General features: G+C 72.3%; 17 protein-coding genes. 7 read left to right on the top strand and 10 right to left on the bottom strand.

All coding sequences use genetic code 11. The features are described 5' to 3' along the window. Window positions 1-117: 117 nt before the first annotated feature. The 3 genes from E3328_RS16600 to E3328_RS16590 all read right to left on the bottom strand — a co-directional run bounded on the left by E3328_RS16600 (window position 118) and on the right by E3328_RS16590 (window position 3030). Complete coding sequence (locus E3328_RS16600; RefSeq protein ID WP_135365766.1) at window positions 118-744, bottom strand: TetR/AcrR family transcriptional regulator; 627 nt, start codon at window positions 742-744, stop codon at window positions 118-120. A gap of 98 nt (window positions 745-842) precedes the next feature. Continuing rightward, the gene (locus E3328_RS16595) at window positions 843-2270 is read right to left on the bottom strand and encodes an MATE family efflux transporter (protein ID WP_135366434.1); all 1428 of its coding nucleotides are present in this window, start codon (window positions 2268-2270) and stop codon (window positions 843-845) included. Between the two features lie 121 nt (window positions 2271-2391). Further along, window positions 2392-3030 carry a TetR/AcrR family transcriptional regulator gene (locus E3328_RS16590; protein WP_135365765.1) on the bottom strand — a complete coding sequence of 213 codons (639 nt, stop codon included), beginning with the start codon at window positions 3028-3030 and terminating at the stop codon, window positions 2392-2394. 108 nt (window positions 3031-3138) lie between these two features. Here E3328_RS16590 and E3328_RS16585 point away from each other — a divergent pair, with 108 nt between their 5' ends. The 3 genes from E3328_RS16585 to hjc all read left to right on the top strand — a co-directional run bounded on the left by E3328_RS16585 (window position 3139) and on the right by hjc (window position 7684). Continuing rightward, a complete protein-coding gene (locus E3328_RS16585; RefSeq protein ID WP_135365764.1) occupies window positions 3139-5013 on the top strand; it encodes a sensor histidine kinase in 1875 nt (624 codons plus the stop codon). A 94-nt stretch (window positions 5014-5107) separates the two neighbouring features. Continuing rightward, window positions 5108-7051, top strand: a complete 1944-nt coding sequence (locus E3328_RS16580) for a cellulase family glycosylhydrolase (RefSeq protein WP_135365763.1) — start codon at window positions 5108-5110, stop codon at window positions 7049-7051. Between the two features lie 111 nt (window positions 7052-7162). Continuing rightward, complete coding sequence (gene hjc / locus E3328_RS16575; RefSeq protein ID WP_135365762.1) at window positions 7163-7684, top strand: Holliday junction resolvase Hjc; 522 nt, start codon at window positions 7163-7165, stop codon at window positions 7682-7684. 1 nt (window position 7685) lies between these two features. On the opposite strand, the gene E3328_RS22145 is transcribed toward hjc, so the two are convergent. Then, entirely contained in the window at window positions 7686-7862 is a 177-nt protein-coding gene (locus E3328_RS22145; protein ID WP_167837441.1) for a hypothetical protein, read from the bottom strand. 707 nt (window positions 7863-8569) lie between these two features. Between E3328_RS22145 and E3328_RS16570 the strand changes: the two genes are divergently transcribed. Together E3328_RS16570 and E3328_RS16565 are read left to right on the top strand one after the other, a co-directional pair. Next, a complete protein-coding gene (locus E3328_RS16570) occupies window positions 8570-8875 on the top strand; it encodes a MazG nucleotide pyrophosphohydrolase domain-containing protein (RefSeq protein ID WP_135365761.1) in 306 nt (101 codons plus the stop codon). Between the two features lie 9 nt (window positions 8876-8884). Continuing rightward, window positions 8885-10237, top strand: a complete 1353-nt coding sequence (locus tag E3328_RS16565) for a bifunctional metallophosphatase/5'-nucleotidase (protein WP_135365760.1) — start codon at window positions 8885-8887, stop codon at window positions 10235-10237. 48 nt (window positions 10238-10285) lie between these two features. Here the strand turns inward: E3328_RS16565 and pheT are convergent, their stop codons facing one another. Together pheT and pheS are read right to left on the bottom strand one after the other, a co-directional pair. After that, complete coding sequence (pheT, locus tag E3328_RS16560) at window positions 10286-12088, bottom strand: phenylalanine--tRNA ligase subunit beta (protein WP_135365759.1); 1803 nt, start codon at window positions 12086-12088, stop codon at window positions 10286-10288. Continuing rightward, a complete protein-coding gene (gene pheS / locus E3328_RS16555; protein WP_135365758.1) occupies window positions 12088-13617 on the bottom strand; it encodes a phenylalanine--tRNA ligase subunit alpha in 1530 nt (509 codons plus the stop codon). The genes pheT and pheS overlap by 1 nt, the downstream gene beginning before the upstream one ends. Window positions 13618-14091: 474 nt before the next feature. On the opposite strand from pheS, the gene E3328_RS16550 reads away from it, so the two are divergent. Then, on the top strand, window positions 14092-14307 hold the full coding sequence (locus E3328_RS16550; protein ID WP_135365757.1) for a hypothetical protein: 216 nt from the start codon (window positions 14092-14094) through the stop codon (window positions 14305-14307). A 36-nt stretch (window positions 14308-14343) separates the two neighbouring features. Here the strand turns inward: E3328_RS16550 and E3328_RS16545 are convergent, their stop codons facing one another. Continuing rightward, window positions 14344-15546 (bottom strand): hypothetical protein, encoded by a 1203-nt coding sequence (locus E3328_RS16545; RefSeq protein ID WP_135365756.1) that lies wholly within the window; start codon window positions 15544-15546, stop codon window positions 14344-14346. A 212-nt stretch (window positions 15547-15758) separates the two neighbouring features. Next, entirely contained in the window at window positions 15759-17384 is a 1626-nt protein-coding gene (locus E3328_RS16540; protein ID WP_135365755.1) for a tryptophan--tRNA ligase, read from the bottom strand. Between the two features lie 465 nt (window positions 17385-17849). Here E3328_RS16540 and E3328_RS16535 point away from each other — a divergent pair, with 465 nt between their 5' ends. After that, window positions 17850-18554: a class I SAM-dependent methyltransferase gene (locus tag E3328_RS16535; protein WP_135365754.1), complete on the top strand. Its 705-nt coding sequence runs from the start codon at window positions 17850-17852 to the stop codon at window positions 18552-18554. Window positions 18555-18608: 54 nt separating this feature from the next. Here the strand turns inward: E3328_RS16535 and E3328_RS16530 are convergent, their stop codons facing one another. Together E3328_RS16530 and E3328_RS16525 are read right to left on the bottom strand one after the other, a co-directional pair. After that, window positions 18609-19259, bottom strand: coding sequence for a DUF7519 family protein (locus tag E3328_RS16530; protein WP_135365753.1), 651 nt, complete (start codon window positions 19257-19259; stop codon window positions 18609-18611). Next, window positions 19256-20875, bottom strand: a 1620-nt coding sequence (locus E3328_RS16525) for a DUF58 domain-containing protein (RefSeq protein ID WP_246023039.1), incomplete at its 5' end; no start/stop codon positions are given. The genes E3328_RS16530 and E3328_RS16525, both read right to left, overlap by 4 nt.

The raw sequence follows: 20875 nt of genomic DNA, 5'->3' as shown, positions 1-20875 counted from the left end.
GTCGACGCATATCGCTACCGGTGGTGTGGGAGGCGGTGACATTCCGGATGCCGCTGGCGCCCTGGGTGCCGACGGCACGCGGGGAGCGACGGACCGCGGTCGAGCGGGGCGGCCGGCTCACGCGCCGCCCTCCCCGAGGTAGTCGTCGACCAGCGCCTCCACGCCGTCGAGGACCGGTTCGACGCGCTCGTCGTCGGCGAAGATGGCGCGGCGATTTTGACCCGAGCGGATGGCCGCGACGAAGGTGACCGCGAACGGCTCGGGGTCGACCGCGCGGAACTGCCCGGCCTCGATCCCCTCGCGGACGGTGTCGGCGACGAACCCCTCCAGGAACTCGGAGTCGTACTCGACGGCCTCGCGCAGCCGCTCGTCGTAGGGCGCCTGGGCCTCGATCTCCAGGAGCATCCGGGAGAACTCGACGGCCTCCTCGAACTCCTCGTCGTCCGGCGTCCTGAGCATGTACCGGGCCAGCTCCAGCAGCCGCTCGCGGGGGTCGTCGCTGTCGGCCCGCTCGCGGACCTCGTCGGTGAGATGATCCAGCCCGTTGGTGAACATCGAGAAGACGAGGTCCTCCTTGGTCTCGTAGTAGTAGTGGACGAGCGACTGGCTCACGTCCGCCTCGTCCGCCACCGCCTGGGTCGTGAACTCGTCGAAGCCGCGCTCGACCAGCACGTCGAACGCCGCCCAGCGGATCTCCGCTTCCGTCGACGGTCCGTCGCCGCCGTCCGCGGCGTCGTCGGTCATGTTCCTGATTGAGTACTCAATCAAATAAATGGCTGGCGGTCGCGGAACCGTCTGCTCGGACCGCGTCGGTAGCGCGGGAGGACAGCGCCGGCCGAGTGTCAGTCGGCGGGCGTCGCCGTCGACTCGTCCTCCTCGACGACGTTGTCGGTCCAGGTCCCCCGGAGGAACCACGCGCCGACAATGCACGCGCTCCCGACGTGCATGATGGCGATGGCCCACCAGGCGCCGGTCGTGCCCATGTCGAAGTTCGTCACGAGGACCCATGCGGGGACGACCTGCAGACCCCAGACGGAGGTGACCGACATGATCATCGCCGCACGGGTGTTACCGGCGCCGTTGAAACAGCCCTTGATGACGTGGAAGGTGCCCATGAACGCGAAGGTGGGCGCGACGATCACCATGTAGGTCTGGCCGATGTCGACGATCCGGCCGGCCTCGTCGCCCGAGATGAAGACGCCGACGATGTCCCGCGCCCAGTAGACCCCGGCGGCGCTGACGACGACGTAGACGGCCACGAGCATCCCGACGGCCAGGACGACCGCCTTGCGGGCGCGGTCGGCCCGCCTGGCGCCGAGGTTCTGGCCGACCGCCGTCTCGACGCCCATCCCCAGCCCGACCGCGGGGAGGAAGACGAACGAGGTCAGCCGGGCGGTGATCCCGAACGCGGCGACGGCCGTCGAGCCGATGACGGCGACGATGGCCGTCATCGCGGTGTAGGACAGGGCCCCCGAGCTCTGCTCGATGCTCGCGGGGTAGCCGATCTCGATAATCTTCCGGACCGTCGCCCGCTCCAGCCGCAGGTCCGCGAGCGAGAGGGACAGGCCGAGCCGCCCGGAAAAGAGGAGCGCGACGCCGGGCACCGTCGCGAGCGCCCGCGAGAGGACCGTCGCCATCGCCGCGCCCTCGACGCCGTGGCCGCGGAAGCCCGTCGCGGCGAGCAGATCGGCTTCGAGCCCGCGGGCGCCGACCATCCCGAACAGGGGGTTGTCGACGAACCCGAAGATGAACACGGGGTCGAGGACGACGTTGACGGCGACGCTGACGGCCATCAGGTACATCGGCGTGCGGGTGTCGCCCCACCCGCGCAGCAGCGACTGGAAGACGAAGAAGCCGAACATGAACCAGACGCCGAGGAAGATCACCCGCATGTACTCCAGCGAGTAGGCGAACACCGTGGTCCCGGGCTCGGCGCCGATCAGGCGGAGGAACGCGGGCGCCAGCAGGTAGCCGGCGGCCCCCAGCGCGAGCGAGAACAGCGTGACGAACGCCAGCGTCTGGCCCGCCACCTCGTTGACCCGCCGGAGGTTGCCGGCGCCCTTGTGCTGGGCGACGAGGACGCTCCCGGCCAGCGTGAGCCCGCCGCCCAGCGAGATGAGCACGAACACGGGCGGCCAGGAGAAGGAGAGGGCGCTGACGGCGTCGCCGCCGAGCCGCCCGACCCAGAAGGTGTCGACGAGGTTGTAGACGACCTGCAGCAGCTGCGTGAAGACGATCGGCGCCGACAGCGCCACGAGCGGGCCCAGCAGCGACCCCTCGGTGAGGTCGTAGTCGGTGTCGCGGGCCGGACCGGACGGCGAGTCGCCCGTCGAAGCGTCTCCCGTGTCGTCCGGTGCGTCCGGCGAACCGTCCGGTTCCTCCGTCACGCGGTCACGCCTCCCCGCCGTCGTCGGCTCCCTCGCCGACCGCCGCTTCCCCGTCGGCGACGAGCAGGTCGTCGATCAGGTACTCCTCGACCCCCGCGAACGCCTCGTCGGTCGGGGCCGCGTCGCCGAGGATCACGTCGTGGGACTGGGCGCCCTCGATAGTCGAGCGGAAGAGGGCGGCGTAGCGCTCGGGGTCCACGTCGCGGAACTGGCCGGCCTCGATCCCCTCGCGGACGATGTCGGCGACGACGCCGCGGATGAGCCGGTCGTTCTCGACCAGCTGCTCCTGCAGGGCCGGCTCGAAGGGCGCCTGGGCGCGCATCCCGAGCAGGGCGGTGTGGAAGTCGCGGGTCGCCTCCTCGTCGCCCAGCCCCAGGACGACGATCTCGGCCATCCGCAGGAGCCGCTCGCGGGGGTCGCCCGGCTCGCCGCCCTCGACCTCGTCGATGAACTCGTCGAGCAGGTGCGAGAGGAAGGCGACCATCAGATCCGCCTTCGAGTCGTAGTGGTAGTGGATGAGCGACTTGCTCTTCTCGAACTCGTCGGCGATGGCCTGCACCGTCAGGTCCGCGTACCCGTGTTTCGCGAGCGCGCGGAACGTGGCGTCCATGATCGCCGCGCGCGTCGAGTCGTCCCCCGGCATATCTGACTGAATGGCCAGTCGATACACAAAGCGCTGCCGATCAAACGGTGAGAATCGGGGGACAACGCTCAAGGCAGCGCGTCGGGGAGTACGACGGGAGCGACGACGATGGACGGACGGAACACGCCGGGATCGGACGGGAGCGAGGCCGGAGCGGACGGTCGGACGAGCGCGGTCCGGCGCGTCGGCGGGCGGCTGGTCCCGGGGCCGGTCCGGCGCAGCTACGCGCTGAAGTTCGCGGTCGCGATGGCGGTGGTCATCCTGGTGATCACGGCCGTCGGCGTCGGGAGTTACGTCCAGATCCGGGGGATCATCGAGGACGACGCGGAGAACACGCTCCAGTCGACGGCGGCGCTGCAGGCCGACTCCGTCAGCGAGTGGATGTCGGGGATGCAGGCGCAGGTCCGCGGGTTCGCCGGGACGGACGCCTACGCGACGGGCGACCCCGAGCGGATCGACGAGGCGCTGTCGGCGTCGGCCGCGCAGGCGAGCGCGGACGTGGCGGGGATCCACTACGTCGACGCCGACGGGCGGATCGCCGCCAGCACGGTCGCCGATCTGGAGGGGAGCGAGGTCGACACCAGTCGCCCCGAGTGGGCGGGGCCGATCGCGACGGCGCGCAACGGGTCGGGCGACGAGTGGCGCGTCGGCGTCTCCGACCGGGCCTACGAGTCCAACGGCCGGCTGCTGATGGCCTTCGCGGGGCGGGTCCGCGTCGGCGAGGGCGTGCTCGTCGTCGTCGGGGACGTGCGGAGCGACTTCGAGCAGCTCCACCGGTCGCGGTCGATCGTGCGGACGCAGCTGCTCGACCCCGAGGGGCGGAACGTCTTCGCTTCCCGGCGGAGCGGGCCGAGCGCGCTGGCGGAGACCGCCGCGTTCGAGCGGGCCGTCGCCGGCGAGCCGGCGACCCGCGAGCGGGCCTCGGACGTGGTGGCGTTCGCGCCGGTCCGGGCGACCCCGTGGGTCGTCGCCACGGAGGCGCCCAAGTCACAGCTCTACCAGGCCAGCGAGACCGTCGGACGGAACGTGGTCGTCCTCGTCGCGGCCTCGGTGACGACGCTGGCGGTCGTCGGGTTCGTCCTCGGCCGCGGGACGGTCGTCCCGCTGATCCGGCTGCGCCGGCGGGCGGAGGCCATGGAGGACGGCGACCTGGACGTGGACCTCTCGACGACCCGCGAGGACGAGATCGGGCGGCTGTTCGTCGCGTTCGACGGCATGCGCGAGGCGCTGCGGGCCCAGATCCGCGAGTCCGAGGCGGCCCGCGAGCGCGCCGAGCGCTCCCGGGCCGCGCTCGAACGCCAGAACGAGCGCCTCGACCAGTTCGCCAGCACCGTCAGCCACGACCTGCGCAACCCGCTGAACGTCGCGAGCGGCCACCTCCAGCTGATCGAGCGGAAGCTCGACGACCTCGACGAGGAGGTCGACGAGGCGCTCGCACCCCACGTCGAGAAGGTCGACACCGCCCACGCACGGATAGAAGAGATCGTCGGCGACGTGCTGACGCTGGCCCGACAGGGCCGGGACATCGAGGAGACCCAGACGGTCGACCTGGCGACCGTCGCCCGCGACGCGTGGGCGACCGTCGACAGCGACGGGGCGACGCTGTCGGTCCCGGGGACGCGCACCCTCGCGGCCGACCCCGACCGCCTCCGGCAGGCCTTCGAGAACCTCTTCCGCAACGCGGTCGAGCACGGTCCGCCCGACGACGCCGGCGACGGCGACCTGACGGTCACGGTCGAGCTCACGGCGGACGGGTTCGCCGTCGCCGACGACGGGACCGGCGTCCCGCCCGACGCCGTCGACGAGGTCTTCGAGTACGGCCACACGACCGACGCGGACGGCACCGGCTTCGGCCTCGCCATCGTCGAGACGGTCGTCGAGGCCCACGGCTGGTCGGTCGCGGTCGACACCGACTACGACGACGGCGCCCGGTTCGTCGTCTCCGGCGTGTTCGACGGTTCCGGCGACGACTCGGAGGCCTGACCGTCACGGCCGTCCGGGGCCGCTGACCGACCGGGAAATCGTTCCTGATAACTGCGACGCTACCGTTTTAGGCGCCAGTGCGGAACTCACGGGCATGCGACGACGACGGTTCCTGTCGGGCGCCGCTGGCGGGTCGCTCGCGGGACTGGCCGGCTGTAGCGGGCTCCTCGGGTCCGGTCGGGGGCCGGACGTAGCGGGGCCGCCGCGGCTGTCGGTCGAGGGGCGGTGGCTCACCGACCCGTCGGGGGGGCGGGTCGTCCTGCGGGGCGTGAACGTCCCCGGGCCGGTGTGGGGCAGCGAGCGGGCCGAGGCGCGGGGGAAGGGCTACCGGGAGACGCTGGAGCTGGCGACCGACGCCGGGGCGGGCTGGCATAGCCGCGTCCTCCGGGTGCCCGCGACGCCGGAGACGCTCGCCAACGTGGGCGTCGAGCGGTTCGCGCGGGAGTACCTCGACGAGGTGGTCGCGCTGGCCGCCGAGCGGGGCGTCTACCTGCTGGTCGACTACCACGCGACCGAGCGCTACGACACGGACGGGGTCGACGAGCGGCTGCGGTCGTTCTGGGGGACGGTCGCGCCGCGGTACGCCGACGAGAGCCACGTGCTCTACGAGCTGTTCAACGAGCCGACCGAGCCGGCCGCGGGCGGGGTCGAGGCCTGGCGGACCTGGAAGGAGCACGCCGAGCCGTGGGTCGGGTTCGTCCGCGAGCGGGCGCCGGAGACGCCCGTCGTCGTCGGCTCCCCGCGGTGGTCGTCGCTGACGGCCCACGCCGCGGCGGAGCCCTTCGGCGACGACAACGTCGTCTACTCCGCCCACGTCTACCCCTCCTGGGAGCCGGAGACCTGGGAGGCGACGTTCGGCGACCCGGCGCTGTCGGTCCCGGTGTTCGTCACCGAGTGGGGGTACATCGACGACGCGAACGTCGACTCGCACTTCACGGCCACGACGGGGTCGTGGGGCCGGCCCTTCCGGGAGTGGCTCGGCGCGCACGACAACGTCAGCTGGTGCGCCCGCGCGTTCGACTCGAAGTGGGTCCCGCCGATGTTCGACACCGAGTGGGACCTCCGGGGCGGCGACCGGTACATGGGCCGGCTCGTCAAGCGGTGGCTCGCCGCCGAGCGGGACAGCCACTGGCCCCCCGGAGGTCCGGGCGAGGGTGCCTCGACCGCGACGGCGACGCCGACCGGCGGTCCGCCGGGCCCGCCGGAGAGCCTCGGGCTGTCGTCGGTCGGGGAGACCACCGCGACGCTCGTGTGGCTCCCGCCGCCCGACGGCGGCGCAGTGGTCCAGTACCGCGTCGCCGTCGGGGACGACGACCCGCGGATCGTCCGCGGGTCGCGCCGGTCGCACGAGCTGACCGGGCTCGACCCCGGCGAGTCGTACACCGTGGAGGTCACCGCGGTCGACGCGGCGGGCCGCGAGTCGGCGACCGCGACCACCGAGTTCACGACGTTCGAGCCGGCCGACGCGGCGGCGACGGTCCCGCGCACGTTCGACGCGCCGGCCGTCGACGGGTCCGTCGAGGACGCCTGGGACGACGCCGAGTCCCACCGGATCGCGACGCAGGTCTGGGGCGAGGGGGTGATGGACGCGACCGGCGAGTGGCGGGCGCTGTGGGACGAACGGGCGCTGTACGTGCTCGTCTCGGTGGCCGACGCGGAGGTGCTGAAGTACGACGCGGTCGAGCTGTACCTCGACCTGGACCACAGCGAAGGCGAGGAGTACGACGGGGAGGACGACCTGCAGGTGGTCGTCCTGGCGGGGTCGAACCGCCCGGTCGCGGGCCTGCACTCGGCCACAGTGGACCCGGTCGACGCGCGCACGGCCGAGACGGCCGACGGCTGGCGCGTCGAGGTCGCGGTCCCCTGGGAACCCTACGGCGCCGAGCCGTTCACCGGCCAGCGAATCGGGATGGACGTCCACATCGTCGAGGACGCGGAGGGCGGCGACAGGCGCGACGGCAAGGTGGTCTGGTACGACGAGTCCGACGACGCCTGGCGGACGCCCGCGGCGATGGCGACCGTCGAACTCGGCGAGTGAGCGCCGCCGATCGTCGGCCCACCGGTCGTCGGTTCGCCGTCGCGCGGTCGGGCGACCACTTCCGCTCCGGTCCCGACAGCCTTTAGCCGGCGGTCGGCAATCGTCCGGTGGATGGCGAACTCGAACGAGAAGGGCGACCGCCGCGAGCGCGAACTCGTCAACGAACTCGACGCGGCGGGCTTCGCGGTGATGCGCGCGCCCGCCAGCGGGAGCGCCACCGAGCGGGAGCTCCCCGACGTGCTGGCCGGCGACGGCGAGGACTTCTACGCCGTCGAGGCCAAGTCCTCCGCCGGCGACCCCATCTACCTCGACGGCGAGGAGATCGAGGCGCTCCTCTTCTTCGCGCGCAACTTCGGCGCCAAACCGCGCATCGGCGTCCGCTTCGACCGCGAGGACTGGTACTTCTTCCACCCCGGCGACGAGGCCGTCCACGTCACCGACGGCGGCAACTACCGCGTCAAGAAGGAGACCGCCCTCGCCCACGGGGTCGACTTCGACGAACTCGTCGGCCACTCCGAGAAGGTCACCCTCGACGAGGTCGCCGACGACGGCCCCGACCAGGGGACGCTGGACGTGCTCTCGGCGTTCGAGCGCGGTGACCTCTCGAAGGAGGAAGCCGCCGAGATGCTGTAGCTCAGCCGGACAGCGCCGTTCGCCCGCGCTCGGCGAGGTAGACGAGTCCGCCCACCCAGCCGACGAACTGGAGGACGTTGACCAGTCCCAGGCCGAACCCGCCGCCGAGCGCGAACAGCCCGGCGAGCACGACGACCACGACCGCCGCCTCCACGACCGGGAACTCGGACCAGTCCATGCCAGGATATTGTCTATTCAGTTGATAAGACCGGCGGTCGAGCGGCGGGTCGTCGCGTGCCCGCTCGGAGAGCACACTGGATAGCTGTCGGCCGTGGCCGGTCGTTCACCGGCGGCGGCGCCCGTGTTCGGTGACGTGACCGAGAGCGGCGGGATCGGAGAACGCGGTCGCGGTGCGGTCGGCGCGCGCTGGAGCGCGCTCTCGTGCGCGCGACCGTAGCCGCGCGAGGGATGAGCGACGGTAGGAGCGAATCGGCTGGGGAGGCTCGTGGCCCGTTGCGGTGCTGTGCGGGGTGGTTGCCGTCCGGTGCGGTGCCGTGCGGTTGCAGTCCCTGGCGGACTGAAAGGGCGAGGCGCGCTCGCGTTCACTGTAGTCGTCTGAGCGGGCACTATCCGCGCGGGTGGTGCGGAGAGCGCGGATATCCCGCTCAGCGACCGCGAGCGCGGCGAGGGCTTTCACCACCTGCTGTCTCCTGCGGTAGAAACACCAGCTAGCGAGCGCGGCGAGGGCTTTCATCGCTTGCCGAGATCTACGGCCGAAACAACTCAGAGCGAGCGCGCCTCACCCTTTCATCGCTGGCCGTCGGGTGCGAACAGACTCGTTCCGTCCCCGTCTACACGACGACCGGACACAGCCGCTCGACGAGCGTATCGAACACCTCGGTGTACCGCCGAACCGTTTTGTGGGGGACCGACCAAACCCGTCCCATGGACGCACAGGACCGCGTGGCCGCGTTCGTCGACGAGCACGACATGGACGCCGACCCGGCCTACCGGGTGCTGGACCTGGCCGCCGAGGTGGGCGAGATCGCCGCCGACGCCGCCAAGTCGGGCGAGTACGGCGCCGCGCCCGAGGAGTTGACCGTCAGCGAGGACGAACTCGGCGACGCCGTCTTCGCGCTGCTGGCGACCGCCGACGCGCTCGACATCGACGCCGAGGCGGCCCTGGAGACCTCGCTGGCGAAGTACGAGCGCCGGCTGGAGGAGTCGGGGTCGGCCGGCTCCGGGGAGTGACCGGCGCCGATGGCCCCGCGACTCCTCCACTACTCGGATCTGGAGAACGCCTTCGACCGGCCCGAGCGGGTGGGACGACTCGCGGGAACCATCGAGTCGGTCAGAGGGCCCGGGACGCTGGTCGTCGGGACGGGCGACCAGCTCGCGCCGGGCGCGCTGGCCATCGAGGAGCGCGGCCGGCAGACGCTCCCGTTCTACGACCGCGTCGCCCCCGACGCCGAGACGTTCGGCAACCACGACTTCGACCACTCCCCGGCCGATACCCGGGAAGTAGTCGCCGAATCGGGCGTCGACTGGCTCGGCGCGAACGTCCGCGTCGACGGCGAACCGTTCGCCGGCGTCGACGCCGCGAAGGCCGTCGAGCGCGGCGGGGCCCGGGTCGCGCTCGTCGGGGTGAGCGGGCCGGACCTCGCCGTCCCCCGGTCCGTCCGGGTGACCGACCCGGTGGCCGCCGTCCGCGAGGCGGTCGACGGGCTGGACGCCGCCCCGGACCGGGTGGTCGTCCTCGCCCACGCCGGCGACGCGGTCGCCCGCGACCTCTGCCGGGAGACGCGAGCGGACGCGGTCCTCGCGGGGCACGTCCACAGCGAGACCCGGGAGCGCGTCGCCGGCACGCTGCTGGTCCGCCCGGGCGCGAACGGTCGCGTCCTGTGGGAGGTCGAGCTACCGGGCGACCGCGCCGAGCCGGCGACCGCGACCCACCACGAGGCGCCGTCGGGCCCGCTCGACGAGGGGACGGCCGCGGCCGTCCGCGAGCGGCTGGCCGACCACGGGCTCGACGAGGTGGTCGCCCGGCTCGACCGGCCGGTCCCGCGCGAGCGGGCGCGCTGTCTCCGCGGGGAGTGCGCGCTGGCGAACCTCGCCACCGACGCGCTGCGGTGGGTCGCCGACGCCGACGCCGCCCACGTCGACACCCGCGGGCTCCGGGACGGCCCGCCCGTCGGCCCCGACGTGACCGTCGCCGACCTCCGGGGGATCGCCCCCTTCCAGGCCGGCGTCTTCGTCGCCACCGTGTCCGGCGCACAGCTGCGCTCGCTCGTCGCCGAGTCCGTCCGCCGCGACGGGGTCGACGGCCGCGACGGCGAGGTCTGGACCGGGCAGTTCGCCGGCGTCGAGATCCGCCGGGACCGCGCTGCAGGGGAAACCGAGGTGTCCTTCGACGGGTCGCCCCTGACCGACGACCGGGAGCTGCGACTCGCGGTCAACGGCTACGTCGTCTACGCCGACGAGTTCGCGACGGTCGGCCCCGCCGACGCCCGGGAGCTGCACGGGCTGCAGTACCGGGCGTTCGAGGCGTACGCCCGCGAGGCGGACGACCTCTCGGTCGGGACCGACGGGCGCATCGAGTACGCCGACGGGTGAAGCGGTTTCTGCGGTGGTATCCGGAGAGTCAGTCGCCGCGGGGCGCGGTCACTCCCGCAGCGCGTCCAGATCGAACTCGAAGGCGGCGACCGGCACCTCCAGATCGTACTCCACCAGTACCTCGGGGTGGACCTCGCCGATGACCCCGACGTTCTCGCCGTCGATGACGATATCGGCGGTCCGTCCCGAAATAAAGGTCGGGTGGTCGGTCGGCGGGGTGGCCAGTTCGACGTCGAAGGCCCGACACAGCGCCTGCAGCGAGGCCTTGGCGTCCTCGTAGGAGGCGTCGTGGCGGGCGAGCGCGGCCGCGACGGTGTGGCGTTCGTCGACCAGCGTCGGCTGGGTCTCGTCCTGCTCGATCGCGAGCCCGACCTCCGAGAGGTGCTGGGGGTACGAGCGGTGGGTGTTGTTCTCCAGGACGAGCAGGATCGACGGCAGCGCCCAGGTGCGGACGATCTCGTAGTCCTCGCTGTAGGGCTCCTGGATGACGGCCGGCTCGCCGCCGCCGAGGGCATCAGTTCCGCGCTCGACGCCGGGCCGCTCGTAGTTCGCCGCCTCGCTGATGAGGTGGAAGTTCAGCAGGTCCTCGAAGCCCAGCCCGACGAGCGACTCGCGGGCGGCCCGCTCCAGCCGGGAGCGCTCGTGGCGGCCGCCGACGGTGGACACGTCGGGGTAGCGCGGGTCGAGCTCGTTGAAGCCGTACGCCCGGCCCACGTCGTCGATCACGTCGACGGGGTGGAGCACGTCCACGCGGTAGGGCGGGACCTCGACCTCGTACGAGAGGGCGTCCGTCTCGGCGTCGTAGTCCTCGGCCGAGGCGTCGAGGCCGGCCCGCTCCATCAGGTCGACGACCTCCTCGCCGTCGAGGTCGATCCCGAGCATCGACTCGATGGCCGGGTGGTCGACGGTCTTGGTCTTCGTCTCGAAGTTCGGCCGGACGAGCGTCGACCCGGCGTAGTCGCCGGCCGCGTCGTCGGCGTACTCGACCTCGACCTCCTCGACGCGCCCCCCGCGGGCGTCGAGCGCATAGCAGACGATGTTCAGCATGTGGTCGATCGTCCACTGGTCGGTGCCGGTCATCTCGATGAAGAGATCGCGGGAGTCGGCGGTGACCTCGGTCCGCTTGCCGTTGATGATCGGCGGGAACGAGAACATCCCAACGTCGTCGTAGATGGCCGGCATCGCGTCGTAGTCGTCGACGAGGTCGCCGTACTCGTGGGCGGTGTGGTGGGCCATCAGCACCTCCTGGGGAGTCATCTCGTGGTTCTCCTCCAGGGGGACGAACCGGTCCTCGCGCTTGCCGATGCCGGTGTAGCGGACGGACTTGCCGCCCGAGGGGGCGACCTCCGTCCGCGGGTCGGCCTCCTCCTCGGGCGTGTCCTCGCCGCCGCGGGCGCCGACCTGTCCCTTCAGCGTGATGAGGTCGTGGACGCCGATGGCGCCCTTGGCGCGCTGGCGGCCCATCGTCGCGTGGAGCTTCTCCTGCAGCTGGATGAGCGACTCCAGGGCGGCCTCGTCCATATCCAGCCCGCGGACGACCGCGCCCGTGACGTACGGCCGTTGGTCGGGCACGTCGGCGTCGACCTCGATGGTCCAGTCGGCGTCGTTCGTGTTCGGGATGTAGACGCCGCGGTCGTCGCCGTACTGGTAGCGCAGCGAGCGGGCGACGCCCTCGACGGACAGCCGGTCGAGCCGGTCGGGCGCGAACTCCAGCTCGAACTCGCCGTCGTCGGTCTCGCCCTCGTACTCCAGGCCGAGGCCGAACAGGTCCTCGCGGAGTTCGTCGTCGCTCTTGTCCTCGTGGCCGGTCAGCTCGCGGAGTTCCTCGGGGTCTATCTCGACGGTGGGCATCAGTACACCACCTCCTCGGTGCGGAGGAAATCGAGGTCGACGAGCGTGCCGTGCACGTCGCGGATGTCCTCGGCGCCGGTCGCGAGCATGAAGAGTCGCTCCAGGGCCAGCCCCCAGGCCATCACGTCGGCTTCCACACCCAGGGGTTCGAGCATCTCCGGGCGGAAGATGCCCGAGTTACCGATCTCGATGAGCTCGTCCGTCTCGGGATGGCGGCCGAACAGCTCGAAGCTCGGCTCCGTGTAGGGGTTGTAGTGGGGCTTGAACTCGATGTCGGTGATGCCGAACTGCTCGTAGAACTCGGTGAACGTGCCCATGAGATCGCGCACGGACAGGTCCTCGGCCATCACCCAGCCCTCGATCTGGAAGAACTCCAGCAGGTGCGTCGAGTCGAGCGTGTCGTTGCGGTAGGCCTTCTCGATGGAGAAGTACCGCTGGGGCGGTTCCAGCTCGCCCTCGGCGAGGCCGGCGAGGTGGCGAACCGAGAGGTTCGTGGTGTGGCCGCGCAGCGCGAGCGCGCGGGCGAAGTCCTCGTCCCAGGGGGAGTGATAGCCCTCGCCGTCGGGGCCGACGCCGTCGCGGTGGGCCGACTCGACCCGGTCGACGAGATCCGGCGGGAGGTTCTCGCGGTCGATCGCCGCCGGCTCTTCGAGGGCGAACCGGTCCCAGTGGTTGCGCGCCGGGTGGTCCTGGGGCATGAACAGGCAGTCGTTGATGTAGAAGTCGGCGTCGACGTGGGGACCCTGCATCTCCTCGAAGCCCATCCCGACGAGCACGTCCTTGACCCGCTCGGACATCTCCCGCAGCGGGTGGGACTTGCCGCCGTGGACCGTCTCGGCGTCGGCCTCGACGTTGTAGTCGGCGAACTCCACGTCCTGCCACTCGCCGGAGGTGAGCAGTTCGGGCGTGACCTGGCCGACGGTCTCGGCGACCTCGACGCCCTCCATCATCGCGGTGACGCCTTCGTCGGTGAGGGTGACCTCGCGGACGGTGGACTCGGCGGTGTCGACCAGGCCGCGCCGCTGGAGCGACGCGAGGGCGTCCTCGTCGGCCTCGTCGGGGTCGAACTCGCCCTCCTCCCCGCGGAGGACTTCGAGGATCGCGCGCTCGGCGTCGCCCTCGAGGTCGAAGTCGGGGTCGACCTGGATGGTCCCGCTGTCGATGGTCCCCATGCCCTTGCGGGCGAAGTTCGAGAGCGCGATCTCGACCTGTTCGTCCTCCAGGCCGGCGTGGCCGATGGCCTGGCCGAGTTCGATCGGCTCGTCGACGGCGTCGTTGGAGAGGCCGCCGACCCACAGGCTGTGTTCGGGCAGGCCGTCGTAGGCGTAGGTCTCGCCCTCCTCGGAGAGGGCGTACTCGGTCTCGGTGCGTTCGGCCACCGAGACGAGACCCTCCTCCTGGAGTTCGAAGGCGGCGCGGGTCACCGCCTGTGGGGGTTCGTCGACCTCCTCGGCGATCTGTTCGACTGGCGTCGGGTCGTCCGCGCTCGCGGACTCGAGCACGGCGACCTGCATTTCCGGGAGTTTCATTCGTTGGTCGTGCATCTGCGTGGTCGTCAGTTAACGGTTGCGAGGCGCGACTAGCGAGGGACCGACCGTCCCTCGTTTCATGCGAACGGCGCGGAGCGCCGTGAGCAGACGAAGCGAGCGCCTCGGCGATGCGAACGGGCACGAAGCGCCCGCGAGCCTCGGGCGCCGCGGCGTCGCCCCGCGCCGCGAACCGGCGCGGACGGTTTCCGCCGGGACCGCCGGGGTCCGTTTCGACACGAACCGTCGAGTCCGGGCGTCCGCCGTCCGTCACGCACCGGAGAAAAACCCGAACCCGGGTCGCGCTGCTGGCCGTTCGCGTGCGAGGCGTCCCGTCGTGGGTTCGGGTGCCATGTGAATGGCATTCACGGCGCCGCGCAAAAGCGTTCCGGACTCGACGACCGCGCCCGGCCGCCGCGGCGCCGCCGGAGGCGACCGCGAGGCAACGTCTATGCCGCCGGGTCACAAAGGGCGCGTATGGACCGCATTCGTAACGTCGGGTTCACCTTCGCGATCAACTTCCTCGTGGGGTACGTCCTCGGCCGGGCCCTGCGCGACCGCGACACCGGGGTCCGGGCCGGCGTCGCCCTCGGGACCGTGGGCGCCGTCGCGAGCTGGCGGCTGGCCGAGCGGTTCGGTGCCGACGCCGTCGAGCCCGCCGCGGAACCGATCGAGATCGAGATCGAGGAGTAGCGGTCGGTTCCGCGGGACGGCGAGCGCGGGCGGGCGTCAGGACCCGCCGCCGACGACGACCTCGGCGGTGCCGTCGGCGTAGGAGATCTCCGCGTTCTGCACGAAGTTGCCGCGGTGGACGACCGTCACGGTCGTGTCCTCGGCGGGTCGCGTGACGTTGACGGCGTACTTGTCGTTCTCCCGGGCGTCGGCGTAGGCTTCGGTCGCGTTGACGAACTCGTCGGCCTCGCTCGCGGAGTCCCAGCGGTGGACCCAGACGAGGCCGGCCGAGGCGTTGCGGACCGACCGGACGGCGACGGCGGAGTCGTTCCCCCAGCCGTCGGCGGCCGCCGCGGCCTCGGACGCCGAGAGGTGGCTCCGCAGGATCGCGCGGGTGCCGAGTTCACCGAACGTGCCGGGGCCGGCGCCGTACGGGATGTTCTCGACGGTCCACCAGTCGGAGACCGACCGGCGCACCGTCAGGTCCATCGCGGCCTCGTCGGTGTCGTGGAGCATCTGCTCGGTGGTCGCCGGGCCGCCGTCCTCGTAGATCGACGGGATGTCGGCGGGCGAGTCGGTGACCGAGTCGACGTACTCGGCGCCGTAGTGCTCCATCGCGCCGTGGAACGCCCAGCGGTAGGGGCCCGTCTCCTCGAAGGAGGGGACAGCGTACTCGCTGACGCCGTCGACGTGTTCGTCGACGTAGGCCCGCGTGGCCGCGCCGGTCGTCGCGGTGACGAGCGCCCGGCGTTCGTAGCCGAGGATCGTCCGGTTGTTCTCGATCCAGCCGTTCTTGTAGTGGAGCGAGACGGCGAAGCCGTAGGCGAGCGCGGCCTCGATCTGGGGACCGGTCATGTCGTAGACCGTCTCCTCGCTGAACACGACGACATCGTCGCTGGGGTCGTACGAGACGTTGACCGAGTCGACGAGCGACGACGAGGGGTCCTCCGGGAGTCCGACCGTCGCCGTCAGGTAGGCGTTCGAGATGTTCCGGTCCGTCGGCAGGTTGCTGACGATGATCTCGGGCGACGACGCCTCCGTGCCGAGGACGCCTTGGACGCGCGAGTACACCTCGCTCGGCGAGGGGTCCATCGGGTCGGTGACCTCCCGCGGCGCGTCGATGTTCCCGCCGGCAGCGCCGTCGCCGCCGTCGCCGCCGTCGCCGCCGCCACCACCGCCCCCGCCGAGCATCCCACAGCCGGCGAGGCTCGCGGCCGTGACGACCATGACGACGATGGCGACCGATCGGACCGTCGCCATCGCGCGACCGGTCCGACCCCGGTCGTGTGTGTCGATACCACCCCGTCCGCTACCACTGTCTGTCATCCGCTCGCTCGTATGCCACTTACCCTCATTATCCTTGGGAAATCGTACCGCGTTCGTGCGGGTCACGGATCGGTCCGACCGCCGTCCGCGTCTCGCGACCCGCGTCCGGGCCTCGCTATCCCGATCCGCCCGCCGGTCGGACCACGTCACCCCCGCCGGTCGGCCGCCACGTCGAGGTCGATGTCGAGTTCGTCGAGCCTGTCGGCCCACTCCTCGCGTTGCTCCTGGTGGTCCTCGAGGAACTCGGCCATCAGTTCCGCGGCCTGTTCCTTGCACCCGCCACAGAGGCGCTCGCCGCCGACGCACTCCTCGTAGACCTCGGTGGCGAACTCGTCGTCGTCGCCCGCGAGCAGGTAGGCGTACAGCTCGTAGACCGGGCACTCGTCGGCCTCGCCGCCGAGTTCGCGCTGCTTCTCGGCGGTCTCGCGGCCGCCCGTGGTCGCCGCTTTCACCTTGTCGTAGCCGTCCTCCGGGTCGTCGAGCAGGGAGATGTGGGAGGCGGGCACCGACGAGGACATCTTCCCGCCCGTGAGCCCGGTCATGAACCGGTGGTAGATCGAAGACGGCGCCACGAAGCCGTAGCCGCCGTGGTCGAGTTCGACCTCGCGGGCCAGGTCCTCGGCCGCCTCCCGGGAGAGGTCGAACGCGTCGACGTGCTCGTCGTAGACGCGCTTCTCGCCCTCGACGGCCTCGATGAGCGCGTCGAAAGCCTCGTCGGTGGCGTTGCGCCCGAGGAAGCGAGTCCGCCGGCGGATCGGCTCCATCCCGGCGTTCTCCAGTTTCGTCAGCACGGCCTCGACGGTCGCGCCGTCGTAGCCCGCGCCCTCGTAGTCCGTCCGGTCCGCCCGGAGCGCCTCGGCGGCGTCCTCACAGCGGAGGGTGTCCTCGTCGTCATCTCGGTCGCCGGTGATGTCCGCGTACAGTTCGGAGAGCAGGGCGCGCTCGCCCTCGTCGTCGACCTCGAAGCCGGCGAAGGCCTCGGTGACGCGGAAGTAGCGCATCCGCGCGGCCAGGTCGCGGGCTAGCCGCATGTGCGGGTCCTGGTCGGGACCGACCGGGATCACGGTGGGCCGGGGCCCGTCGGCCTGCGGGTAGAGGATGTCGGCCATCTGCGTGACGACGCTCTGCATGTGCGACACGTCGGTCTCGCCGTCGAAGTCGTAGATCGCCTGCAGCTCCGAGAAGTTCGCCTCGACGCCGAGTTCGAAGGCGAGGTCCTGCACCTCGCGGTTGGTCGACTGGCGATACAGCTCGCCCTCCTCGGGGTCGAACCCCAGGGCGAGCAGCGAGAGGACGTAGTCGCGGGCGTGGGTGTCGATCTCCGACCAGGTCAGCCCGCGGGCGCTGTGGGCCTCCAGGTCGGCGATGAGGCCGTAGGCGTCGCCGCCCTGTTGCTGGTGCCAGATGATCTCGTCGAAGACGAGCTTGTGGCCGATGTGCGGGTCGCCGGTCGGCATGAACCCCGAGAGCGCGGCGAAGTCCTCGCCCTCGCGCATGGCGCGGGCGACCGGGCGGTAGTCGCGGTGGCCGAAGATGACCCCCCTGCGCATCAGGTAGTGGGGGTCGGGCACCTCGGGCAGGACCTCGTCGAACTCCTCGATGCCGAACTCGGCGAACAGCTTGCGGTAGTCCGAGACCGTCGCCGAGCCCCAGGGGTCCAGCGTCGTGTCGTCCGCGCCTCCGGCGTCGACCCCGCCGTCGGTGCGGACCGCGTCTCCCTCGCTACCGGCGTCCCCCGTCGGCGCGTCGGAATCGGGCGAATCGGATGTCATCGATTGGGATGTACTCGCCCCGACACGCACTAATACCGTTCGCTTTCCCCACCCCGCCCGCGCCTGCCGCGACGCCGACCGGACCCGCCTGTCCGACCAGTCTGCCTGGTCGGACCTGCCGCTCGCCCCAAACTTTATACCCCGGGCGTGCGAATTTGTAAGTGAAGGGTAAACTTAACCCGAATGGTAAATTTTATCCGGGAGTCGCAACTACGTCGGTATCCCGAGAGCGTCGAGGTCTCTCGGTCGCTTCGGCCCGGACGCACCGCCCACCGACCAGCCGCGGCCACGCACACGTGACAGTACTCGCACCATACGGATTCACGACCGCCGACGGATCGGGAACGGACGACTGCGGCGACGAGGACGACGCCGGGACCGGGACGGAGCCGCCCGGTGACGCGACCTGAACGCCGACGCGGACCCGCGAGGCACCGCTCGCCGACGACAGCGACTCACCACCGCATGACTGACGCCACCCACGACGACACCATCGACTGGCACCGCTTCTGGACCGACGCCGACGACGGCGACCGCGCCGACGCCGCGCCGAGCGCCCACCACGCGACCGACGCGGTCGTCGACTTCCTCGCCGAGACCGGCCGCCCCGGGGCCTTCGCCGACGTGGGCTGTGGCCCCGGCCACGTCGCCTTCGCCGTCGCCGAGGCGTACCCCGAGGCCGACGTGGTCGGCTACGACGCCGCCGAGCCCGTCCTCGCCGAGAACCGCGAGCGCGCCCGCGACCGCGACGCCGACGTTGCCTTCGAGCGCGCCGTGCTGCCCGACTTCGCTCCCGGCCGGCAGTTCGACGTGGTCTTCTCGTACTTCACGCTCTGTTACGTCCGCGAGGTCGAGGACGCGCTCCGGGCGATGTACGACGCCGTCGCGGACGGCGGCTACCTCGTCTTCAACTACCAGAACCGCCTCGCCCGCGCCCACTGGCGGCGGATGGCCGACGAACCCGACGAGTACCTCGGCGAGGACTCGCAGTTCGACGCCGACCGCTTCGAGGACCGCTTTCGGCTCCTGCTCGACGGCGAGAACCTGCTGTCGTACGACCGCATCCACGAGGCGCTGGGGACCTGGCCACGGAGCGTCTGGTCGGTGGTCGACAGGCCCGACACCCGCTGGGCCTGGCGCCACCACCCGCTCGTGTTCGTGCCGAAATAGCGTCCCGGAGCTCCGGTCCGGACCCGGCCGTGTTCGCGCGGCACGGACGGCCGGTCACCGGAGCGCCGAGACGAGGAGCCCGACGCCGACGAGGAGGACGACGACGGCGACGCCGTCCGTCGTGGCGTCGACCGCGAGGTAGGTCACGGAACCCAGCACCGCCGCCGCGGTCCCGACGGCCGCGGTCGCGGTCACGTGGGCGAGTTCGAGGCGGGTCGTCGACGCCCCGCGGCCGAGCTGCTCGCCGACGGTGATCCCGTAGCGGCCGGCGTCCCACGCCAGCAGGGTACACAGCGTCGCGCCGACCAGCGGGACGACCGCCGCACCGGCCAGCCCCGCCGCGGCGACGCCGGCGACCAGCGCGACCGCCCCGGCGGTGACCGCCTGTCGACCGCCCCGGACGGCACCGAACCCGACCAGCGCCGTCCCGACGAGTCCGAGCGCGCGGCCGCCGATCGACGGGAGCCACAGGGCGGCGACCGCCGCGAGCGCGACCGCGACGCCGGCGCTCGTCCGCGCGGGCGAGCGGTCGACCGACGCGCCCGCCCGCCCCGGCCGCGCCGTCTCCGGTCTCGCCCCGGACCCGCCGGCTCGCCCGTCGCTCGGTTCCGGTTCGGCTTCGCGGTCGGCCGGCTCGACATCGTCGGTCGCCCCGGCCGGCCCGGGACCCGTCCCCGCTCCCGGGCCCGTCTCCGACGCGCTCACGCCGACCACCGCCTGCGGGCCCGCGCGAGCGCGGCGTCGAACCGTTCGTCCGCCCCCCAGTCGACGACGCGGACGCCGGCCGACCGGAGCGCCGACAGCCGCTCGTCGCGCTCGTCGGCGGCGCGCTCGTGGGGCCCGGTGTCGCGGACGGTCGGGTCGGGGCTCACGAGGGTCACCTCCCGGCCGTAGGCGGCGAGCCGGCGGGCGACCTGACGGGGGTAGTCGTCGCAACACGGCGAGACCAGCATGATCTGCGTGTCGGGGTCGAGCCGGCGGTGGATCCGGCGGATCCGCTCGCGCCTGAGCGTCGCGCGGCGGTCCGGCGGGTAGCGCTCGTGGAGCTTCCGGGCGGGCGGGACCGGCGACAGCGCGGGGTGGACGTTGAGCAGTTCGCGGCCGCGGGCGCGGTGGTCGCCGCCGGCGCCGGGCGCGAGCCGACAGCCCTCGCGCTCGCGGCCGAACGTCTCGAAGCCGACGCGGTCGCCGGCGTCGAGGAGGGCGTCGAACACGCGGTGGGCGGCGTCGACGCCGCGCTCGACCGCGTGGTAGCCGTCGGGCGCCGGCGCGCGGTAGGCGGCCCGCCGCGTGTCGAGGAGGATCTGGACCGTCGCCGACCGCTCCTCGCGGAACTCGACGGTCGCCAGCTCGCCGGTCTTGGCCAGCTGCCCCCAGTCGATCCGCGAGAGGGGGTCCGACCGGCGGTACTCGCGGGTGGCGTGGAACTCGATGCCGGGGCCGCCCTCGTCGGTCTCGACGCGGCCGGCGAAGCCGGCGGTCGTCCCGCCGACGGGCACCCGCTCGCCGTCCAGCACCGGGAGGGTACACCGCAGCGTCGTCGCCGGACCCGGCGACGCGGAGACGCCGCTGACGGTCGTCTCGTACTCGACCGCGCCGCTGGGGTCGGCGACGGTCACCGTCGCGGGGTCCCAGTCGTGTTCGCCCCGCGTCGCCCGGACGGTGTAGGTGAACGTCGTCCGCTCGCCGGGGGGCAGCGGCGCGCCGTGGCGGGCCGAGCCCGCGACGACCGCCAGTTCGTCGGGGACGCCGTCGACGACGCGCACGTCGGTCAGGTACTCCTCGCCCTCGTTTCGTACCTCGACCCCGACCGTCACCCGGTCGCCCGGGTCTGGCGAGTCGTCGGCGAGCCGCCGGCGGACGGTCACGGCCGGCTCGCCCGTCCCGGGGTCGCGGACCGTCGGCTCGACCCCGCCCGCGTAGCCCGCGACGGCCGCGCCGACGACGCCCGAGAGCACGAGCCCCGGCGTCCGCGAGAGGACGCCGAGCCCGCCCAGCGCGAGCGCGACCGCCGCCACGCCCGTCCAGTGGCCCGTCGCGTGGGAAACGACCGCCGATCCTGCAGCCCCCTCGCCGTCTTCGCCTTCCTCGCCGTCTCCGTCGCGGTCGACGGCCGCGTCGCGAGTCGCCCGGGCGCGGTCCCGCGCCCCGACGAACGTCGGGTCCTCGTCGCCGGGGACGGGGACCAGGTAGCCCCCCTCCGGGTCAGGCGGGCGCCAGCGGTCGGGCTCGGCGAACCGGCGGCCCGCCGCGGTCGCCAGCCCCGCGACGACCACCGCCGCGGCCGCGAGCGCCGCGAGCGGGGCCGGGACCCGCGATCC

The organism is Halosimplex halophilum, assembly GCF_004698125.1.
Lineage (GTDB): Archaea > Halobacteriota > Halobacteria > Halobacteriales > Haloarculaceae > Halosimplex > Halosimplex halophilum.
This window is presented reverse-complemented; position numbering and strand designations above follow the sequence as displayed.